This window comes from Stutzerimonas stutzeri RCH2 (assembly GCF_000327065.1).
In the GTDB taxonomy this organism is placed as follows: domain Bacteria; phylum Pseudomonadota; class Gammaproteobacteria; order Pseudomonadales; family Pseudomonadaceae; genus Stutzerimonas; species Stutzerimonas stutzeri_AE.
On sequence record NC_019936.1, the window covers coordinates 3946455 to 3961232 of the forward strand.

Here is a 14778-nt window from a genome sequence, read left to right on the forward strand (position 1 = left end):
ACACGCACCCGATTCCCGCACAGTCCTTTGCAAATGCCCTGCCTCCTGCAGCGCGCACAAGACTAATCCATTATTTCGTTCAGCCAAGCCCCATGCGCGACGATCGGTGATTTATTGAGCATGCAACGGGCCAGCATCGGCGCATCAGCCTGTTAAACTCCCGCCCCCGCTTCGAATGACCTGAACTCCATGTCCCGACTCAATCCTCGGCAGCAGGAAGCCGTGAACTACGTCGGCGGCCCCCTGCTGGTGCTCGCCGGCGCCGGCTCCGGCAAGACCAGCGTGATCACCCGCAAGATTGCCTATCTGGTGCAGCAGTGCGGCATCCAGGCCCGCCATATCGTCGCCATGACCTTCACCAACAAGGCCGCGCGCGAAATGAAGGAGCGCGTCGGCAGCCTGCTCAAGGGCGCCGAGGCGCGCGGCCTGACCGTGTCCACCTTCCACAACCTGGGCATGAACATCATCCGCAAGGAATACGCGCGGATGGGCTACAAGCCCGGTTTCTCGATCTTCGATGACGGCGACATCAAGGCGCTGCTCACCGACATCATGCAGAAGGAGTATTCCGGCGACGACGGCGCCGATGAGATCAAGAACTACATCGACAGCTGGAAGAACGATCTGATCCTGCCCGACGAGGCCCTGGCCAACGCGCGCAATCCCAAGGAGCAGACCGCCGCCATCGTCTATCTGCACTACCAGCGTACGCTCAAGGCGTACAACGCGGTGGACTTCAACGACCTGATCCTGCTGCCGGTGAAACTCTTTCAAGAGCACGCCGACATCCTGGAGAAGTGGCAGAACCGCATCCGCTACCTGTTAGTCGACGAATACCAGGACACCAACGCCAGCCAGTATCTGCTGGTCAAGCTGCTGGTGGGCATGCGCAACCAGTTCACCGTGGTCGGCGACGACGACCAGTCGATCTACGCCTGGCGTGGCGCGCGGCCGGAAAACCTGATGCTGCTCAAAGAGGATTACCCCTCGCTGAAGGTGGTGATGCTGGAGCAGAACTACCGCTCCACCAGCCGCATCCTCAAGTGCGCCAACATCCTCATCGCCAACAACCCGCACGTGTTCGAGAAGCAGCTGTGGTCGGAGATGGGCCACGGCGACGAGATCCGGGTGATCCGCACGCGCAACGAGGATGCCGAGTGCGAGCGGGTGGCGCTGGAGATCCTCACCGAACACCTGCGTACCCAGCGCCCCTACAGCGACTTCGCCATCCTCTACCGCGGCAACTACCAGGCCAAGCTGATGGAGCTGAAGCTGCAGCACCACCAGATTCCCTATCGGCTGTCCGGCGGCACCAGCTTCTTCGCCCGCCAGGAAGTGAAGGATCTGATGAGCTACTTCCGCCTGCTGGTCAACCCGGACGACGACAACGCCTTCCTGCGGGTGATCAATGTGCCGCGCCGCGAGATCGGCTCCACCACCCTGGAAAAGCTCGGCAACTATGCCAGCGAGCGCGGCATCTCGATGTACGCCGCCGCTGACGAGATCGGCCTCGGCGCGCATCTGGACAGCCGCTATGCCGAGCGCCTGGCGCGCTTCAAGCACTGGATGGACAACGTCCGCCAGCAATGCGTGGTCAACGAGCCGATCGCCGCCATCCGCAGCATGGTGATGGACATCGACTACGAGAACTGGCTGCGCCAGAACGCCTCCAGCGACAAGGTGGCCGACGCACGCATGGGCAACGTCTGGTTCCTCGTCGATGCGCTGAAAAACACGCTGGATAAAGACGAAGATGGCGACATGACCATCGAGGACGCCATCGGCAAGCTGGTGCTGCGCGACATGCTCGAGCGTCAGCAGGAAGAGGAAGAAGGCGCCGAGGGCGTGCAGATGATGACCATGCACGCCTCCAAGGGCCTGGAATTCCCCTCGGTGTACATCATCGGCTTCGAGGAAGAGATTCTGCCGCACCGCTCCAGCATCGAGTCCGACACCATCGAGGAAGAGCGGCGCCTGGCCTACGTCGGCATCACCCGCGCCAAGCGCAACCTGGCACTGACCTTCGCCGCCAAGCGCAAGCAGTATGGCGAGGTGATCGACTGCACGCCGAGCCGCTTCCTCGACGAACTGCCGCCCGAGGACCTGGTCTGGGAAGGCCAGGAGGATGCGCCGGTGGAGGTCAAGGCCGCGCGCGGCAACGACGCCCTGGCGGCGATGCGGGCGATGCTCAAGCGCTGACGCCACGCCCTTCTTTTCGAGGGGCATTCAGCACCGGTTTGTATCCCGTAACCCAACCGCGGCATGCTTTGCCGATTGCGGCTTCTGGAGGGATTCGATGTACCACGGTGAACGCTTCAATGCCTGGACGCACCTGGTCGGTGCGCTGCTGGCCTGTCTGGGCGCCATTTGGCTGCTGGTGCTGGCGGCGCTCGACGGCGAGCTGGCGAAGATCGTCAGTGCCGCGATCTACGGCCTCAGCCTGATCCTGCTCTACAGCATCTCGACGCTGTACCACAGCCTGCGCGGGCGGGCGAAGGTGGTCATGCGCAAGCTCGATCACCTGTCGATCTATCTGCTGATCGCCGGCAGCTACACGCCGTTCTGCCTGGTCACTCTGGCCGGCCCCTGGGGCTGGACGCTGTTCGGCATCGTCTGGGGCCTGGCGGTGATCGGCATGCTGCAGGAGATCAAGCCGCGCTCCGAGGCGCGGGTGCTGTCACTGGTGATCTACGCGGTGATGGGCTGGATCGTGCTGGTGGCGGTCAAGCCGCTGCTGGCGGCGCTCGGCGGTGCCGGCTTCGCCTGGCTGCTGACCGGCGGCATCTGCTACACGGTAGGCATCGTGTTCTTCGTCTTCGACGACCGTTTCCGCCACTGGCACGGCATCTGGCACATCTTCGTGATGGTTGGCAGCCTGCTGCACTTCATTGCGATTCTGTTCTACGTGATCTGACTCAGCGTTGTTCGTCCAGCGCCGCCGCGCTGCCGAGCACGGCTTCCAGCTCGCGCGCCGCGGCGCGCAGCCGCGGCACGAACTCCAGCAGCTGCGCCATCGAGCAGCGAATCACCGGTGCATGGCTGAACAGGCAGGCCAGCAGCTCGCCGTCGGCATCCCGCACCGGCACCGCACAGGCGACCATGCCGTCGATGAACTCCTCGCAATCGGTGCCGAGCTGTTCTTCACGCACCCGCGCCAGATCGTCACGCAGCGCGCTGAGGTCAGTCAGCGTGTTGCGCGCCATCCGTTGTAGCGGCAAGCGCGGCAGCACCCGCTCCAGTTGCTCCGGCGGCAGCGAGGCCAGATAGAGCTTGCCACTGGCGGTGCACCAGAGCGGCGTGTGGCTGCCAATGGGCAGGTTGATCTGCAGCGGCCAGTTGGTCTGCACCCGGTCGAAATAGAGCATGTCCAGCCCATCCGGGATGGCCAGCCCGCAGGTTTCACCGATGGCTTCGGAGAGCTGGCGCAGGATCGCCTGGCGCAGCGCGTTGTGCCGGCTGCTGCGCAGGATGTTCAGCGCCGCGACGTGCAGGCGCTCGCCCGGTAACAGCCCACCGCGCAGGCCGAACTGCAGGAAGCCTTCCTTTTCCAGCGTCTGCACCAGCCGGTGCGCGCTGGCCTTGGGAATGTCCAGCCGTTCGGCCAGGGCCGTCGGGCTGAGCGGCTCCTTCGCCGCCGCAACCGCCTCGATGATTTCCAGCACGCGGGTGATGGAGGAGCCTTTCTCGCGGGGAATGCTGCGCATCGTCTGCCTTGTCGTTCGATGAGATGAGCGCCCCGCAGGGCGCGCACGAGTGTAGCGACCGGCACCATCTGTGCAACGGTGCCGCGCGGGTTACTTCATGGTCGGCATGGCGAACTCGGCACCGGCGCGGATACCGGTGGGCCAGCGCCGGGTCACGGTCTTCATCCGGGTGAAGAAGCGCACCCCATCCGGGCCGTGCATGTTCAGCGGGCCGAACACCGAGCGCTTCCAACCGCCGAAGCAGTGGAAGGCCATCGGCACCGGGATCGGCACGTTGACGCCGACCATGCCGACCTTGACGTTTTCCTCGAACTGCCGCGCGGTGTCGCCGTCGCGGGTGAAGATCGAGGTGCCATTGCCGTATTCATGGTCGTTGATCAGTTGCAGCGCCTCGTCGAAGCTCTTCACCCGCACCACTGCCAGCACCGGACCGAAGATTTCCTCGCGGTAGATGCGCATGCTCGGCGTGACACGGTCGAACAGCGTCGGGCCGACATAGAAGCCGTTCTCATGGCCCTCGACCTTGATGCCACGACCGTCGCAGACCAGCGTCGCGCCCTCTTCCACGCCCAGATCGATGTAGCCGCTGACCTTCTGCTGGTGCTCACGGGTCACCAGCGGGCCCATGTGCGGCTCGGGCTCGATGCCCAGGCCCGGGCCGGTGCGCATCTGGCCGATCTCGTCTTGCAGCATGCCGACCAGCTTGTCGGCCACCTCGTCACCGACGCACACCGCCACCGAAATGGCCATGCAGCGCTCGCCTGCCGAGCCATAAGCCGCGCCGATCAGCGAGCTGACCACCTGCTGCGGATCGGCATCGGGCATCACCACCATGTGGTTCTTCGCCCCGCCCAGCGCCTGGCAACGCTTGCCGTGGGCCGAGGCGGTGGCATAGATGTATTCGGCGATGGGCGTCGAGCCGACAAAGCTGACCGACTGCACCCGCTCATCGGTGAGCAGCACGTCCACCGCTTCCTTGTCGCCGTTGACGATGTTCAGCACACCGGCCGGCAGCCCGGCTTCGGCCAGCAGCTCGCCGAGCAGCATGGTCGCGCTGGGGTCCTTTTCCGAGGGCTTGAGCACGAAGGTATTCCCGCAGGCGATGGCCACCGGCAGCATCCACAGCGGCACCATGGCCGGGAAGTTGAACGGGGTGATGCCGACGCAGACGCCCAGCGGCTGCATCAGCGAGTTGGAATCGATGTCGCGACCGACATTGGAGGAGAACTCGCCCTTGAGCAGGTGCGGGATGCCGCAGGCGAACTCGACCACTTCCAGCCCGCGGGTGACTTCGCCCTGGGCGTCGGAAAAGACCTTGCCGTGCTCGCTGGTGATCAGCCGGGCGACGTCGTCACGGCGACGTTCGAGCAGTTCCTTGAAGCGGAACATGACCCGCGCGCGCACCAGCGGCGGCGTCTTCGACCAGCCGTCGAAGGCGGCCTGGGCGGCGGCAATCGCTTCGCGGGTTTCATCCGCCGAGGACAGCGAGACATACAGGCGTGGCTCGCCGTTGGCCGGGTTGTAGACAGTGGCGTGGCGCTCGGAGCGGCCGGCGACGGCCTCGTTGTTGATCAGGTTGCCGAGGGTCTGCATGGCTTCACTCCTGGTTCCAGACGGTTTTGTAGAGGTCGATGATTTCCGCTTCGGTAGGCACGCGCGGGTTGTTGCCCGGCGAGCCAGAGGCCAGCGCCTGGCGCGCCATGGTCTCGCGCAGCTCGAAGAAGCGCTCGCGGCTGATGCCGAACTGCTCGGGGCTCGGCACTTGCAGTTCCTGATTGATTGCACGCAGCTCGGCGAGCAGCTTGTCGTTCGCCACCCCGACACTGTCGGTTTGCGCCGCAACGCCCATCGCCCGCGCGCAGTCGGCGTAGCGCTCGGGCGCGGCGGGAATCGAGAAGGCGGTGATCGCCGGCAGCAGCATGGCGTTGGACAGCCCGTGCGGCACATGAAAGAAGGCACCGATCGGCCGGCTCATGCCGTGCACCAGCGCCACCGAGGCGTTGGAGAAGGCGATCCCGGCCAACGTCGCGCCGAGCATCATCGCCTCGCGCGCGGCGCGGTTGCCCGGCTCGTGGAAGGCTGCGCGCAGGTTCGGTGCCAGCAGACGCATGGCTTCCAGCGCCTGGGCATCGCTGTAGAGGCTGGCCTTGCGGCTGACATAGGCCTCGATGGCGTGGGTCAGCGCATCGATGCCGGTGTCGGCGGTGACCCGCGGCGGCAGCGAGAGGGTCAGCTCGTAATCGATCAGCGCGGCGATGGGCATGAAGCCGAGGCCGGCGCAGAGCATTTTCTCGTCGCTGGTCTCGTCGGTGATGATGGTGAAACGCGTCGCCTCCGAGCCAGTTCCGGCGGTGGTGGGGATGGCGATCAGCGGCAGGCCGGCTTCGCTGACATCGCGCGGGAAGCGGTAGTCGCGCATCTCGCCGCCGAACTTGCCGAGGATGCCGATGGCCTTGGCCGAATCGATCGGGCTGCCGCCACCGAGGGCGACGATGGAATCAAAATCGCCCTGGCGGACCATTTCCACACCCGCTCGAATCGAAGCAGCGGTCGGTTCGGGCAGGGTATCGGCGAAGCACTGGCTGGCGATGCCGGCCTCTCCCAGCTGACCGGCGATACGGGCGACATAGCCCAGTTCGACCATCATGCGGTCGGTGACGATCAGCGGGCGATTGCAGCCCAGCTCCTTCAGCACGCGGGCGAGTTGCTGGCTGGCGCCGGCGCCGACTTCCATCAGGCGCGGCAGAACGATGCGATGACTCATGGGCACTCTCCGAATGTGGACTGCCTGACGAAGCGGCAGCTTCTTATTTTGAGACCCTACGTCTCACTATGAATCGGAGAGTAGGTAGAGCAGGCAGCTGCCGTCAACCTGAAACGAGACCTTTCGTCTCAGGATTAGGGGTGTGCTTAGGGAAACAGGATCAGCGAGTGCTCAGACGATCACGGAGTTGATTCGATTGCTCCCGCAGGCGATCACGCGCGGACAGCACATCGGCCCGCGCCTGCGCATCCAGCTCGTCCATATCAGCCTCGACGTTGAGCAGTACGGCATCGACGCAGGCGCTCAGCAACAACACCGCTGCCTCGACATCACAGCGCAACGCCGGCTCGACCATCGGCAAGGCGCGCTCGGCGATGCCCAGCGCCTCGACGCAGGCATGTGCCGTAGCCAGCGGCACTGCACAGGCCTGTCGCGACAGTTCGGGCGCCAGCCCCTCGTCGCTCTTCAGAAACTTCGAGAAGACCGCCACATCGTCATCGGCGAAGGCACCGGGACGCCCCAGCAACGAGCGGGCTTCGGCCAGCAGCGCCTCGCAAGAAGCGCCGCCATGCGCCGCGCTGACCCGCAGCGCCTTGATGATCAGCGCCACGGCCAAGTCAGCCGTGACTGCGGTAACCGCACCGCAACCGGGCAACGCACGCTCGGCCACGGATTGGCGAAACTGCGCGAGGCTCAGCTGCCAGAGCCCCTGCCCCACGCCCGGCCGGTCGGCTTCGGCCATCAGGCCGACTTGGCTCCGTCCCAATGCAGCAACACATCGAGCATGCGGTTGGAGAAGCCCCACTCGTTGTCGTACCAGGCCATCACCTTGACCAGCTCGCCCTGCACACGGGTCTGGCTGAGGTCGGCAACGCAGGACGCCGGGTAGCCGTTGAAGTCGCAGGACACCAGCGCTTCCTCATTGCACTCCATGACGCCGGCCGGCAGCTTCTGCGCCCCGGCACGCAGGATGTCGTTGATTGCCTCGACGCTTGCCGGCGCGTTCTCGGCGATGAAGGTCAGATCGACCAGCGAGACGTTCGGCGTCGGCACCCGCACCGAGAGCCCGTCCAGACGCCCGGCCAGCTCCGGCAGCACCAGGCCGATGGCCTTGGCCGCACCGGTGGTGGACGGAATCATCGACAACGCCGCGGCACGCGCGCGGTAGAGATCGCTGTGCGCCTTGTCCAGCAGGTTCTGGTCGTTGGTGTAGGAGTGCACGGTGTTGAGCAGGCCCTGACGGATGCCGACCGCCTCGTGCAGCACCTTGGCCAGCGGCGCCAGGCAGTTGGTGGTGCACGAGGCGTTGGAGACGACGCGCTGATCGCCCAGCAGCTGGTGATTCACGCCGTAGACCACGGTCAGGTCGCCGCCATCCAGCGGATGCGAGGCGAATACGCGACTGGCTCCGGCCTGCAGGTGCTGCTCGATCATCGCGCGCTTCTTGAACTTGCCGGTGCACTCGAGCACCACATCGACATTCAGCTCCTTCCACGGCAGCTGGGTCGCATCGCGTTCGGCCAGCAGGCGGATCGCCTGGCCGCGCACCACCATCGACTCGCCCTGCAGCTCAACCGGCTCGGGAAAACGACCAAAGGTCGAATCGAAGCGGGTCAGATGCACCAGCGTCTTGTGGTCGCTGAGATCGTTGATCGCGACCACCTGTACCCGATCCTGCAACCCACGCTCGAACAGCGCTCGTACGACGGCGCGACCGATACGTCCATACCCGTTGATGGCAATACGTAGCATGCAAATCTCCTCGGAGGGGGGGGAAAGTCTGTCGTTAGCTTAGGCGGAGTATCCACCCTTGCGTTCATCGCGGACCGACCAGGATCAATTAACTAACGAACCCATGTGCCGTTGACCAGTCGTAAACCTGACAGAGCGGTCGTGCAGCATCGGCCGCGACCTGAGACGAATCAGGGGGTACATGGCATGAGCGAGACAACCCGAACACCGTGGTGGAAGGGCGCGACCGTTTATCAGATCTACCCGCGGTCGTTTGCCGACAGCAATGGCGACGGCATCGGCGACCTCAACGGCGTACTGCGCCATCTCGATCATCTGCAGCAGCTGGGCGTCGACGCCCTCTGGCTGTCGCCGATCTTCCGCTCGCCCATGGCCGATGCCGGCTACGACATCAGCGACTATTGCGATATCGACCCGCTGTTCGGCTCGCTGGCCGACATCGACCGGCTGATCGCCGAAGCCCATGCCCGCAATATCCGCGTGCTGCTGGATTTCGTGCCCAATCACACCTCGGATGAGCATCCCTGGTTCGTCGAGTCGCGCAGCTCGCGGGACAACCCCAAGCGCGACTGGTACATCTGGCGTGACCAGCCGAATAACTGGCGTGCCGCGCTCGGCGCCGGCAGCGCCTGGACCTGGGACGAGCACACCCAGCAGTACTACCTGCACCTGTTCCTCGCCAAGCAACCGGACCTCAACTGGCGCAACCCCGAGGTGGTCGAGGCGATGCACGACGTGCTGCGCTTCTGGCTCGACCGCGGCATCGATGGCTTCCGTATCGACGTCATCCACTGCACCGGCAAGGACTTAAGCTTCGCCGACGACCCGCGCTGCCAGGCCGGCCAACCGCTGTCGGACTTCAACGATCAGCCTTACAGCCACGAAGTGCTGCGCGGTCTACGCAAGCTGGTCGACAGCTATCCCGGCGACCGCATGCTGGTGGGCGAGGTGAACATCCGCTCCACCGAGCGCGTGTTGCAGTACTACGGCGCCGGCGATGAGCTGCACCTGGCGTTCAATTTCAACCCACTCGACGCGCCCTGGGACCCGGTGCTGTTTCGCACCTGCATCCGCGAGGTCGAACACTGGCTGCAACCCGCCGGCGCCTGGCCGACCTGGGTGCTGTCGAATCACGACAACGTGCGCCAGCGCAGCCGTTACCGGGGCTCCGAGCGCGCCGCACGGGCGGCTGCGGTGCTGCTGCTGACGTTGCGCGGCACGCCGTTCATCTACCAGGGCGAAGAATTGGGCCTGGAGGATGCGCATATCCGCGACGAGGCGCGCATCGACCCGGGCGGCCGCGACGGCTGCCGCGCGCCGATCCCCTGGCAGGCCGAACCGCCCCACGGCTGGCAAGGTGCGGAACCCTGGCTACCCTTCCCGCCTGATGCCGCTGAACTGGCTGCGGAACGGCAGACCGGCGCAGCGAATTCGATATTCGCGCTCTACCAGCGCCTGCTCGCCGCACGCAAAGCCAGCCCGGCGCTGCATCACGGCGACTTCGAAGAATTGGCCTCGCACCCCGAGGTACTGGCCTATCGCAGGCAGCACGGCGATGACTGCCGACTGGTCTGCATCAACTTCTCCGAGCAGCCCCATGCCCACCCGCACGCAGGCGACTGGCACGTCGAGATCGCCAGTGACGGGGTCGGAGAGAACGCGCCTTACAACGGCACCCTTAACCCGGGGCAGGCCGTTGTGCTGCGCCCAATGGAGAACTGAGCATGCGTCCACTCTGGTACCGCAACGCGGCGATCTATCAGATCGACCCCACGCTGTTTCGTGACAGCAATGGCGACGGTTGCGGCGATCTGCGCGGCATCACCGAACGGCTCGACTACATTCGCGGCCTCGGCTGCACCGCCGTATGGCTCATGCCGTTCTATCAGTCGCCGTTCGAGGATGCCGGCTACGACATCAGCGATCACCTGCAGGTGGACGAACGCTTCGGTGATCTGGCGGACATCGTCGCGCTGCTGGAAAAGGCCGAGGAACTGGGCCTGCACGTCATCATCGAGCTGGTGGTGCAGCACACCTCCATCCAGCACAAGTGGTTTCAGGAGGCGCGCCGCGACCGCAACTCGCCCTATCGCGACTACTACATCTGGGCCGACGAGCCCGACGACTTCATGGAGCCGATTTTCCCGACCGTCGAAGACAGCATCTGGACCTGGGACGAGGAAGCCGGCCAGTACTACCGCCACCTGTTCTACAAGCATGAGCCGGACCTCGACCTGACCAACCCGCGGGTCATCCACGAGATCGAGCGGATCATGTCGTTCTGGCTGCGCCTGGGCGTTTCCGGTTTTCGCATCGACGCCGCGGTGCATATGGTGCGCCAGGCTGGCGGTGGTGAACTGGAGAAGGGTTACTGGCTGCTCGAGCACATGCGCGATTTCGTCACCATGCGCCGCCCGGAAACCGTGCTGCTCGGCGAGATCGATACCGATCCGGACAAATACGTCGAATACTTCGGCGACGAAGCCGACCGCGTCACCCTGCTGCTGGATTTCTGGACCAACAATCACCTGTTCCTTTCCCTGGCGCGGCAGCAGGCCGAGCCGCTGGTGCGGGCACTGAACAGCCAACCGCTGCCGCCCAGCCATTCGCAATATGCGCTGTGGATTCGCAACCACGACGAGCTGAGCCTCGACCGCCTGGAAGAGGATGAACGCAACGAGGTGATGGACACCTTCGCCCCCGACGAGAACATGCGTGCCTACAACCGCGGTATTCGTCGACGCCTCGCGCCGATGCTCGATGGCGATGAGCGTCGCATCGCCGCTACCCATGCCCTGCTCTTCTCCCTGCCTGGTACGCCGATCATCCGCTACGGTGAGGAAATCGGCATGGGTGACGACCTCGATCGCCCTGAGCGGTTGGCCGTACGCACGCCGATGCAATGGTCCAACGAGCCCAACGCCGGCTTTTCCTGCACCAAAGGTGAACTAGCCGCGCCGGTGATCGACGAAGGCCCCTTCACCTACGAGAAGATCAACGTGTTCGCCCAGACCCTGCGTAGCGACTCGCTGATGGCGCGCACCGGCAACATGATCCGTACGCGCATCGGCCTGCGCGAAATAGGCATCGGCAAGCGCACGACCGTCGAGGTGAACGACCCGGCGGTGTTCGCCATTCGCCACGACAACGGCTCGACCGTACTCATGCTGGTCAATCTGGCGGATCAGGAAACCACAGTGGAGATCACTGACGACGACCTGCAGGACATGGTCGATGTGCTCGCCGACTGCGACTATGACCAGCCGGAAGGCACGCCGCTGAAAATCCGCCTTGGCCCGTATGGCTACCGCTGGCTGCGGCGCAAACAGCAACTGTTCGGATGAGGGCTGCAGGATGATTCTCGACGCTACGCAGTGGCGCGCCTGGCATGGCGACGAATTTCCCGAGAACAGCTGGTATCGCGACGATGAACAGCTGTGCGCCATCGTCGGCGCACCCAGGGTCGATCTGATTTCACGCGAGCGCTATGGCGATTTCATCCTACGCTTCGAATACGCCCTGCCGGTGGGAGGGAATTCCGGGGTGTTCTACCGCGTCGACGAGAGCGCCGACCTCGCCTGGCACAGCGGACCGGAGATGCAGCTGCTCGATGATGAAGTTCATCCCGACGGTGCCGAGCCGACCACGCGCAACGGCGCCCTGTACGGGCTACTCGCCACGCAGCAGGCAACCCCGATCGAACCGGGCAGTTTCATGGAAGGTGCGCTGAAGCTACGCGGTGCGGACGTCGAGCACTGGCTAGGCAATCGTATGGTGCTGAGTTATCGCCTGGACGACCCAGCCTTGCACACGCGAATCGAATCCAGCAAGTTCGCCGACAAGCCGCTGTTCGCCCAGGCGCAGACCGGACATATCGTGCTCCAGCACCACGGCGAGGCGGTGCGCTTTCGCCGCCTGTCGATCGAACCGCTGAGCTGAACGCCGACCTTGGATCGCCGCCGCGAATTGAGCGAGAATGCGCGGCTTTCCCAGGCTGCGAAACGCAGTGACGGCAGAAGCGCCCCGGCGCCTAGCGTCAGGCAAGCCGCGGCCGCCCACGCTTGAGGTAGCGTTCGTGGAACAGCTGAAAGATAAGATTCGCAGTCAGGGCATCGTGCTTTCCGACCGGGTACTGAAGGTCGACGCGTTCCTCAACCATCAGATCGACCCGGTGCTGATGCAGGCGATCGGCAAGGAATTCGCCCGCCTGTTCCGCGACGAAGGCATTACCAAGATCGTCACCATCGAGGCCTCCGGCATCGCACCGGCGGTCATGGCCGGCCTGGAGCTGGGCGTGCCGGTGATCTTCGCGCGCAAACACCAGTCGCTGACCCTGCAGGACAACCTGCTCACCGCCACGGTCTATTCGTTCACCAAGCAGGTGGAGAGCACCATCGCGGTTTCGACCCAGCATCTGTCTTCGAACGACCGCGTGCTGATCATCGATGACTTCCTCGCCAACGGCAAAGCCGCCAAGGGGCTGATCTCGATCATCAACCAGGCTGGTGCCTGCATCGCCGGCCTCGGTATCGTCATCGAAAAAGCCTTCCAGGCCGGTCGCCAGGAGCTGGAAGAAGCCGGCTACCGCGTCGAGTCGCTGGCCCGGGTCGCCTCGCTGGCCGATGGCCAAGTGCAATTCATAGACTGAGTGCAATTCATCGACTGAGCGGCGCCGCCTCGCCGCGCCATAGCGGCACCAACGCGCCCCGTGCCTGCCAGCGGATCGCTGATGGGCACGCCGACCCGGGCGATTTGCTCGCGCGCCGCGTCGTGGGTGGCCGCGTCCGGCCGCTGCATATCGTACTGCTGATCGACCGGATAGCCGGCCACTACCTGAAAGTCCTCACTCGCCTGCAGCGCGCAGTGCCCGGTCCCGGCCGGAAGCACCACGGCATCGCCAGCTTTCAGCTCGACCTCCTGTCCATGCTCACCGCCCAGCATGACCCGCGCCCAGCCGCTGGCCACGCCGAGCACCTCGTGGGCGGTGGAGTGATAGTGATGGTAGTCGTAAACCGTCCCGCGCCAGGCGGAAGGCCAGAGATGACTGTCGAACAGCCGTTCGAAGGCTTCGGCCGGAGTCGGGCCGGCCAACGGCAACTGACGATAGATCAATACGGGGTGCGGGCTGTTGGGCGTGCGTCCGTCACTGGCTAGGCGCAGCTGCTCGGGTTGTGGTGCGGAACTGGGCATGCGGGACTCCTCCGTCGCCATGGAATCCGACCGGTCGGCCGTACCGAGTTCGACTCAAGCCCTACTCACTTTGCTCCCCGCAGAAACGACAAAGCCGCCCGAAGGCGGCTTTGCTGGTGACGCTTGGCGCTCGATCAGAGGCCGGACATGTGCTGGATGGCGGCCTTCAGCTCGTCATCGGAGCAGTCGCCACAGGTGCCCTTCGGCGGCATGGCGTTGATACCACTGATCGCGTGCTTGAGCAGACCGTCCAGACCACCGGCGGCATCGGCACGCGCCGACCAGGCAGCGTTGTCACCGGTCTTCGGTGCGTTCAGCAGACCCGAACCGTGGCAGGCAGTGCAGAACTTGCCGTACACGTCGGAACCGCTACGAGCGGCACCACCAGCGGCTACGGCAGCGCCGGCACCAGCAGCGGCACACTCTTCACCTTGAATACATACGCTACCCACCGGCTTGAGGCGCTCGGCGATTGCTTCGTCGGTCGCAGCCTGGGCGCTCATTGCCCACAGGGCCAATACGGCAGTCTGTGCTACCAGGATCTTCTTAATCAGGTTCACCTTACACCCTCATTGTGGCTAGACACGCCCGCGGCCACGGTATCGCGAGCGGCGGTCAGTATAACGGCAAGCCATGCCGGCCGAAACAATACGAAAGGCCCGGCGATTCTCCGCGACGCTTTGTCGCATCGCAACTTTCGTACAAATCGAGGCCGATACGGTTAAAAGTTCGCCGGCGTCGTTGCACTGATCAACCTGGCTGGCGCGTCGAACGGATTGCGAAAACGATGCGGCTTGCTGCTCTCGAAGTAGTAGCTGTCGCCGCTTTCCAGCACATATACCTGACCGTTCACGGTCAGTTCCAGGCGGCCCTCGACCAGCATTCCGGCCTCCTCGCCCTGGTGCGAGAGCATGTCCGTCCCGGTATCCGAGCCAGGCGGATAGGTTTCGGCGAGAAAGGCAATGGCGCGCCCGGGATGCGCCTTGCCAACCAGCTTCATGCTCACCGCGCCGTCGGAGATGTCGATCAGCTCGCTGCCCTTGTAGACCACCTGGGTGTCGCTGTCCTGATCGAAGTCGGGCGAGAAGAATTCGACCAGCGACATCGGGATGCCGCTGAGCACCTTCTTCAGCGAACTGATCGAAGGGCTGACGCTGTTCTTCTCGATCATGGAAATCGTGCTGTTGGTAACGCCGGCGCGCTTGGCGAGTTCACGCTGGGACAGACCCTTGAGCTTGCGGATGGTTTGCAGTCGAACGCCAACGTCCAATACGGGAGCCCCCTTTCAAGAGCGATGCGAAGAGGGGGCTATCATGGCTACAGCGTTCAGAATTTACAACACCGCCTCCGGACGTCTGGTCGCCCGGC

The 14778-nt window shown here is 64.4% G+C and carries 13 protein-coding genes and 1 pseudogene; 6 read left to right on the forward strand and 8 right to left on the reverse strand.

All coding sequences use genetic code 11. The annotated features are described in order from the left end of the window. The first annotated feature begins 189 nt into the window (after nt 1-189). Both rep and trhA read left to right on the forward strand, forming a co-directional pair. Nucleotides 190-2199 carry a DNA helicase Rep gene (gene rep, locus PSEST_RS18370; protein ID WP_015278436.1) on the forward strand — a complete coding sequence of 670 codons (2010 nt, stop codon included), beginning with the start codon at nt 190-192 and terminating at the stop codon, nt 2197-2199. A 97-nt stretch (nt 2200-2296) separates the two neighbouring features. Further along, complete coding sequence (gene trhA / locus PSEST_RS18375) at nt 2297-2914, forward strand: PAQR family membrane homeostasis protein TrhA (RefSeq protein WP_015278437.1); 618 nt, start codon at nt 2297-2299, stop codon at nt 2912-2914. 1 nt (nt 2915) lies between these two features. On the opposite strand, the gene PSEST_RS18380 is transcribed toward trhA, so the two are convergent. The 5 genes from PSEST_RS18380 to gap all read right to left on the reverse strand — a co-directional run bounded on the left by PSEST_RS18380 (nt 2916) and on the right by gap (nt 8220). Then, nucleotides 2916-3704, reverse strand: coding sequence for an IclR family transcriptional regulator (locus PSEST_RS18380; protein WP_015278438.1), 789 nt, complete (start codon nt 3702-3704; stop codon nt 2916-2918). A 90-nt stretch (nt 3705-3794) separates the two neighbouring features. Further along, complete coding sequence (locus PSEST_RS18385) at nt 3795-5297, reverse strand: CoA-acylating methylmalonate-semialdehyde dehydrogenase (protein ID WP_015278439.1); 1503 nt, start codon at nt 5295-5297, stop codon at nt 3795-3797. Nucleotides 5298-5301: 4 nt separating this feature from the next. Further along, on the reverse strand, nt 5302-6468 hold the full coding sequence (locus PSEST_RS18390) for an iron-containing alcohol dehydrogenase (protein WP_015278440.1): 1167 nt from the start codon (nt 6466-6468) through the stop codon (nt 5302-5304). 160 nt (nt 6469-6628) lie between these two features. Beyond that, nucleotides 6629-7210, reverse strand: coding sequence for a cyclodeaminase/cyclohydrolase family protein (locus PSEST_RS18395; RefSeq protein WP_015278441.1), 582 nt, complete (start codon nt 7208-7210; stop codon nt 6629-6631). Then, nucleotides 7210-8220, reverse strand: coding sequence for a type I glyceraldehyde-3-phosphate dehydrogenase (gene gap, locus PSEST_RS18400; protein WP_015278442.1), 1011 nt, complete (start codon nt 8218-8220; stop codon nt 7210-7212). The genes PSEST_RS18395 and gap overlap by 1 nt, the downstream gene beginning before the upstream one ends. Nucleotides 8221-8406: 186 nt before the next feature. On the opposite strand from gap, the gene PSEST_RS18405 reads away from it, so the two are divergent. The 4 genes from PSEST_RS18405 (at nt 8407) to PSEST_RS18420 (ending at nt 12868) form a co-directional block, all read left to right on the forward strand. Then, nucleotides 8407-9942, forward strand: a complete 1536-nt coding sequence (locus tag PSEST_RS18405) for an alpha-amylase family glycosyl hydrolase (protein ID WP_015278443.1) — start codon at nt 8407-8409, stop codon at nt 9940-9942. Nucleotides 9943-9944: 2 nt separating this feature from the next. Further along, complete coding sequence (locus tag PSEST_RS18410; protein ID WP_015278444.1) at nt 9945-11564, forward strand: alpha-amylase family protein; 1620 nt, start codon at nt 9945-9947, stop codon at nt 11562-11564. 10 nt (nt 11565-11574) lie between these two features. After that, nucleotides 11575-12159 carry a 3-keto-disaccharide hydrolase gene (locus PSEST_RS18415; RefSeq protein ID WP_015278445.1) on the forward strand — a complete coding sequence of 195 codons (585 nt, stop codon included), beginning with the start codon at nt 11575-11577 and terminating at the stop codon, nt 12157-12159. A 136-nt stretch (nt 12160-12295) separates the two neighbouring features. Further along, entirely contained in the window at nt 12296-12868 is a 573-nt protein-coding gene (locus PSEST_RS18420) for a xanthine phosphoribosyltransferase (protein ID WP_015278446.1), read from the forward strand. Between the two features lie 7 nt (nt 12869-12875). Here the strand turns inward: PSEST_RS18420 and PSEST_RS18425 are convergent. The 3 genes and pseudogenes from PSEST_RS18425 to PSEST_RS18435 form a co-directional block, all read right to left on the reverse strand. Next, a pseudogene (locus tag PSEST_RS18425) lies at nt 12876-13410 on the reverse strand (cupin domain-containing protein). A gap of 134 nt (nt 13411-13544) precedes the next feature. Beyond that, nucleotides 13545-13970, reverse strand: coding sequence for a c-type cytochrome (locus PSEST_RS18430; RefSeq protein WP_015278448.1), 426 nt, complete (start codon nt 13968-13970; stop codon nt 13545-13547). A gap of 161 nt (nt 13971-14131) precedes the next feature. After that, complete coding sequence (locus tag PSEST_RS18435; RefSeq protein WP_015278449.1) at nt 14132-14680, reverse strand: cupin domain-containing protein; 549 nt, start codon at nt 14678-14680, stop codon at nt 14132-14134. Nucleotides 14681-14778 lie beyond the last annotated feature (98 nt).

Excerpts from the sequence above, each read along its gene's own strand:
- rep (WP_015278436.1), top strand. The coding sequence starts at position 190 with ATGTCCCGACTCAATCCTCGGCAGCAGGAAGCCGTGAACTACGTCGGC.
- trhA (WP_015278437.1), top strand. The coding sequence starts at position 2,297 with ATGTACCACGGTGAACGCTTCAATGCCTGGACGCACCTGGTCGGTGCG.
- PSEST_RS18380 (WP_015278438.1), bottom strand. The coding sequence starts at position 3,704 with ATGCGCAGCATTCCCCGCGAGAAAGGCTCCTCCATCACCCGCGTGCTG.
- PSEST_RS18385 (WP_015278439.1), bottom strand. The coding sequence starts at position 5,297 with ATGCAGACCCTCGGCAACCTGATCAACAACGAGGCCGTCGCCGGCCGC.
- PSEST_RS18390 (WP_015278440.1), bottom strand. The coding sequence starts at position 6,468 with ATGAGTCATCGCATCGTTCTGCCGCGCCTGATGGAAGTCGGCGCCGGC.
- PSEST_RS18395 (WP_015278441.1), bottom strand. The coding sequence starts at position 7,210 with ATGGCCGAAGCCGACCGGCCGGGCGTGGGGCAGGGGCTCTGGCAGCTG.
- gap (WP_015278442.1), bottom strand. The coding sequence starts at position 8,220 with ATGCTACGTATTGCCATCAACGGGTATGGACGTATCGGTCGCGCCGTC.
- PSEST_RS18405 (WP_015278443.1), top strand. The coding sequence starts at position 8,407 with ATGAGCGAGACAACCCGAACACCGTGGTGGAAGGGCGCGACCGTTTAT.
- PSEST_RS18410 (WP_015278444.1), top strand. The coding sequence starts at position 9,945 with ATGCGTCCACTCTGGTACCGCAACGCGGCGATCTATCAGATCGACCCC.
- PSEST_RS18415 (WP_015278445.1), top strand. The coding sequence starts at position 11,575 with ATGATTCTCGACGCTACGCAGTGGCGCGCCTGGCATGGCGACGAATTT.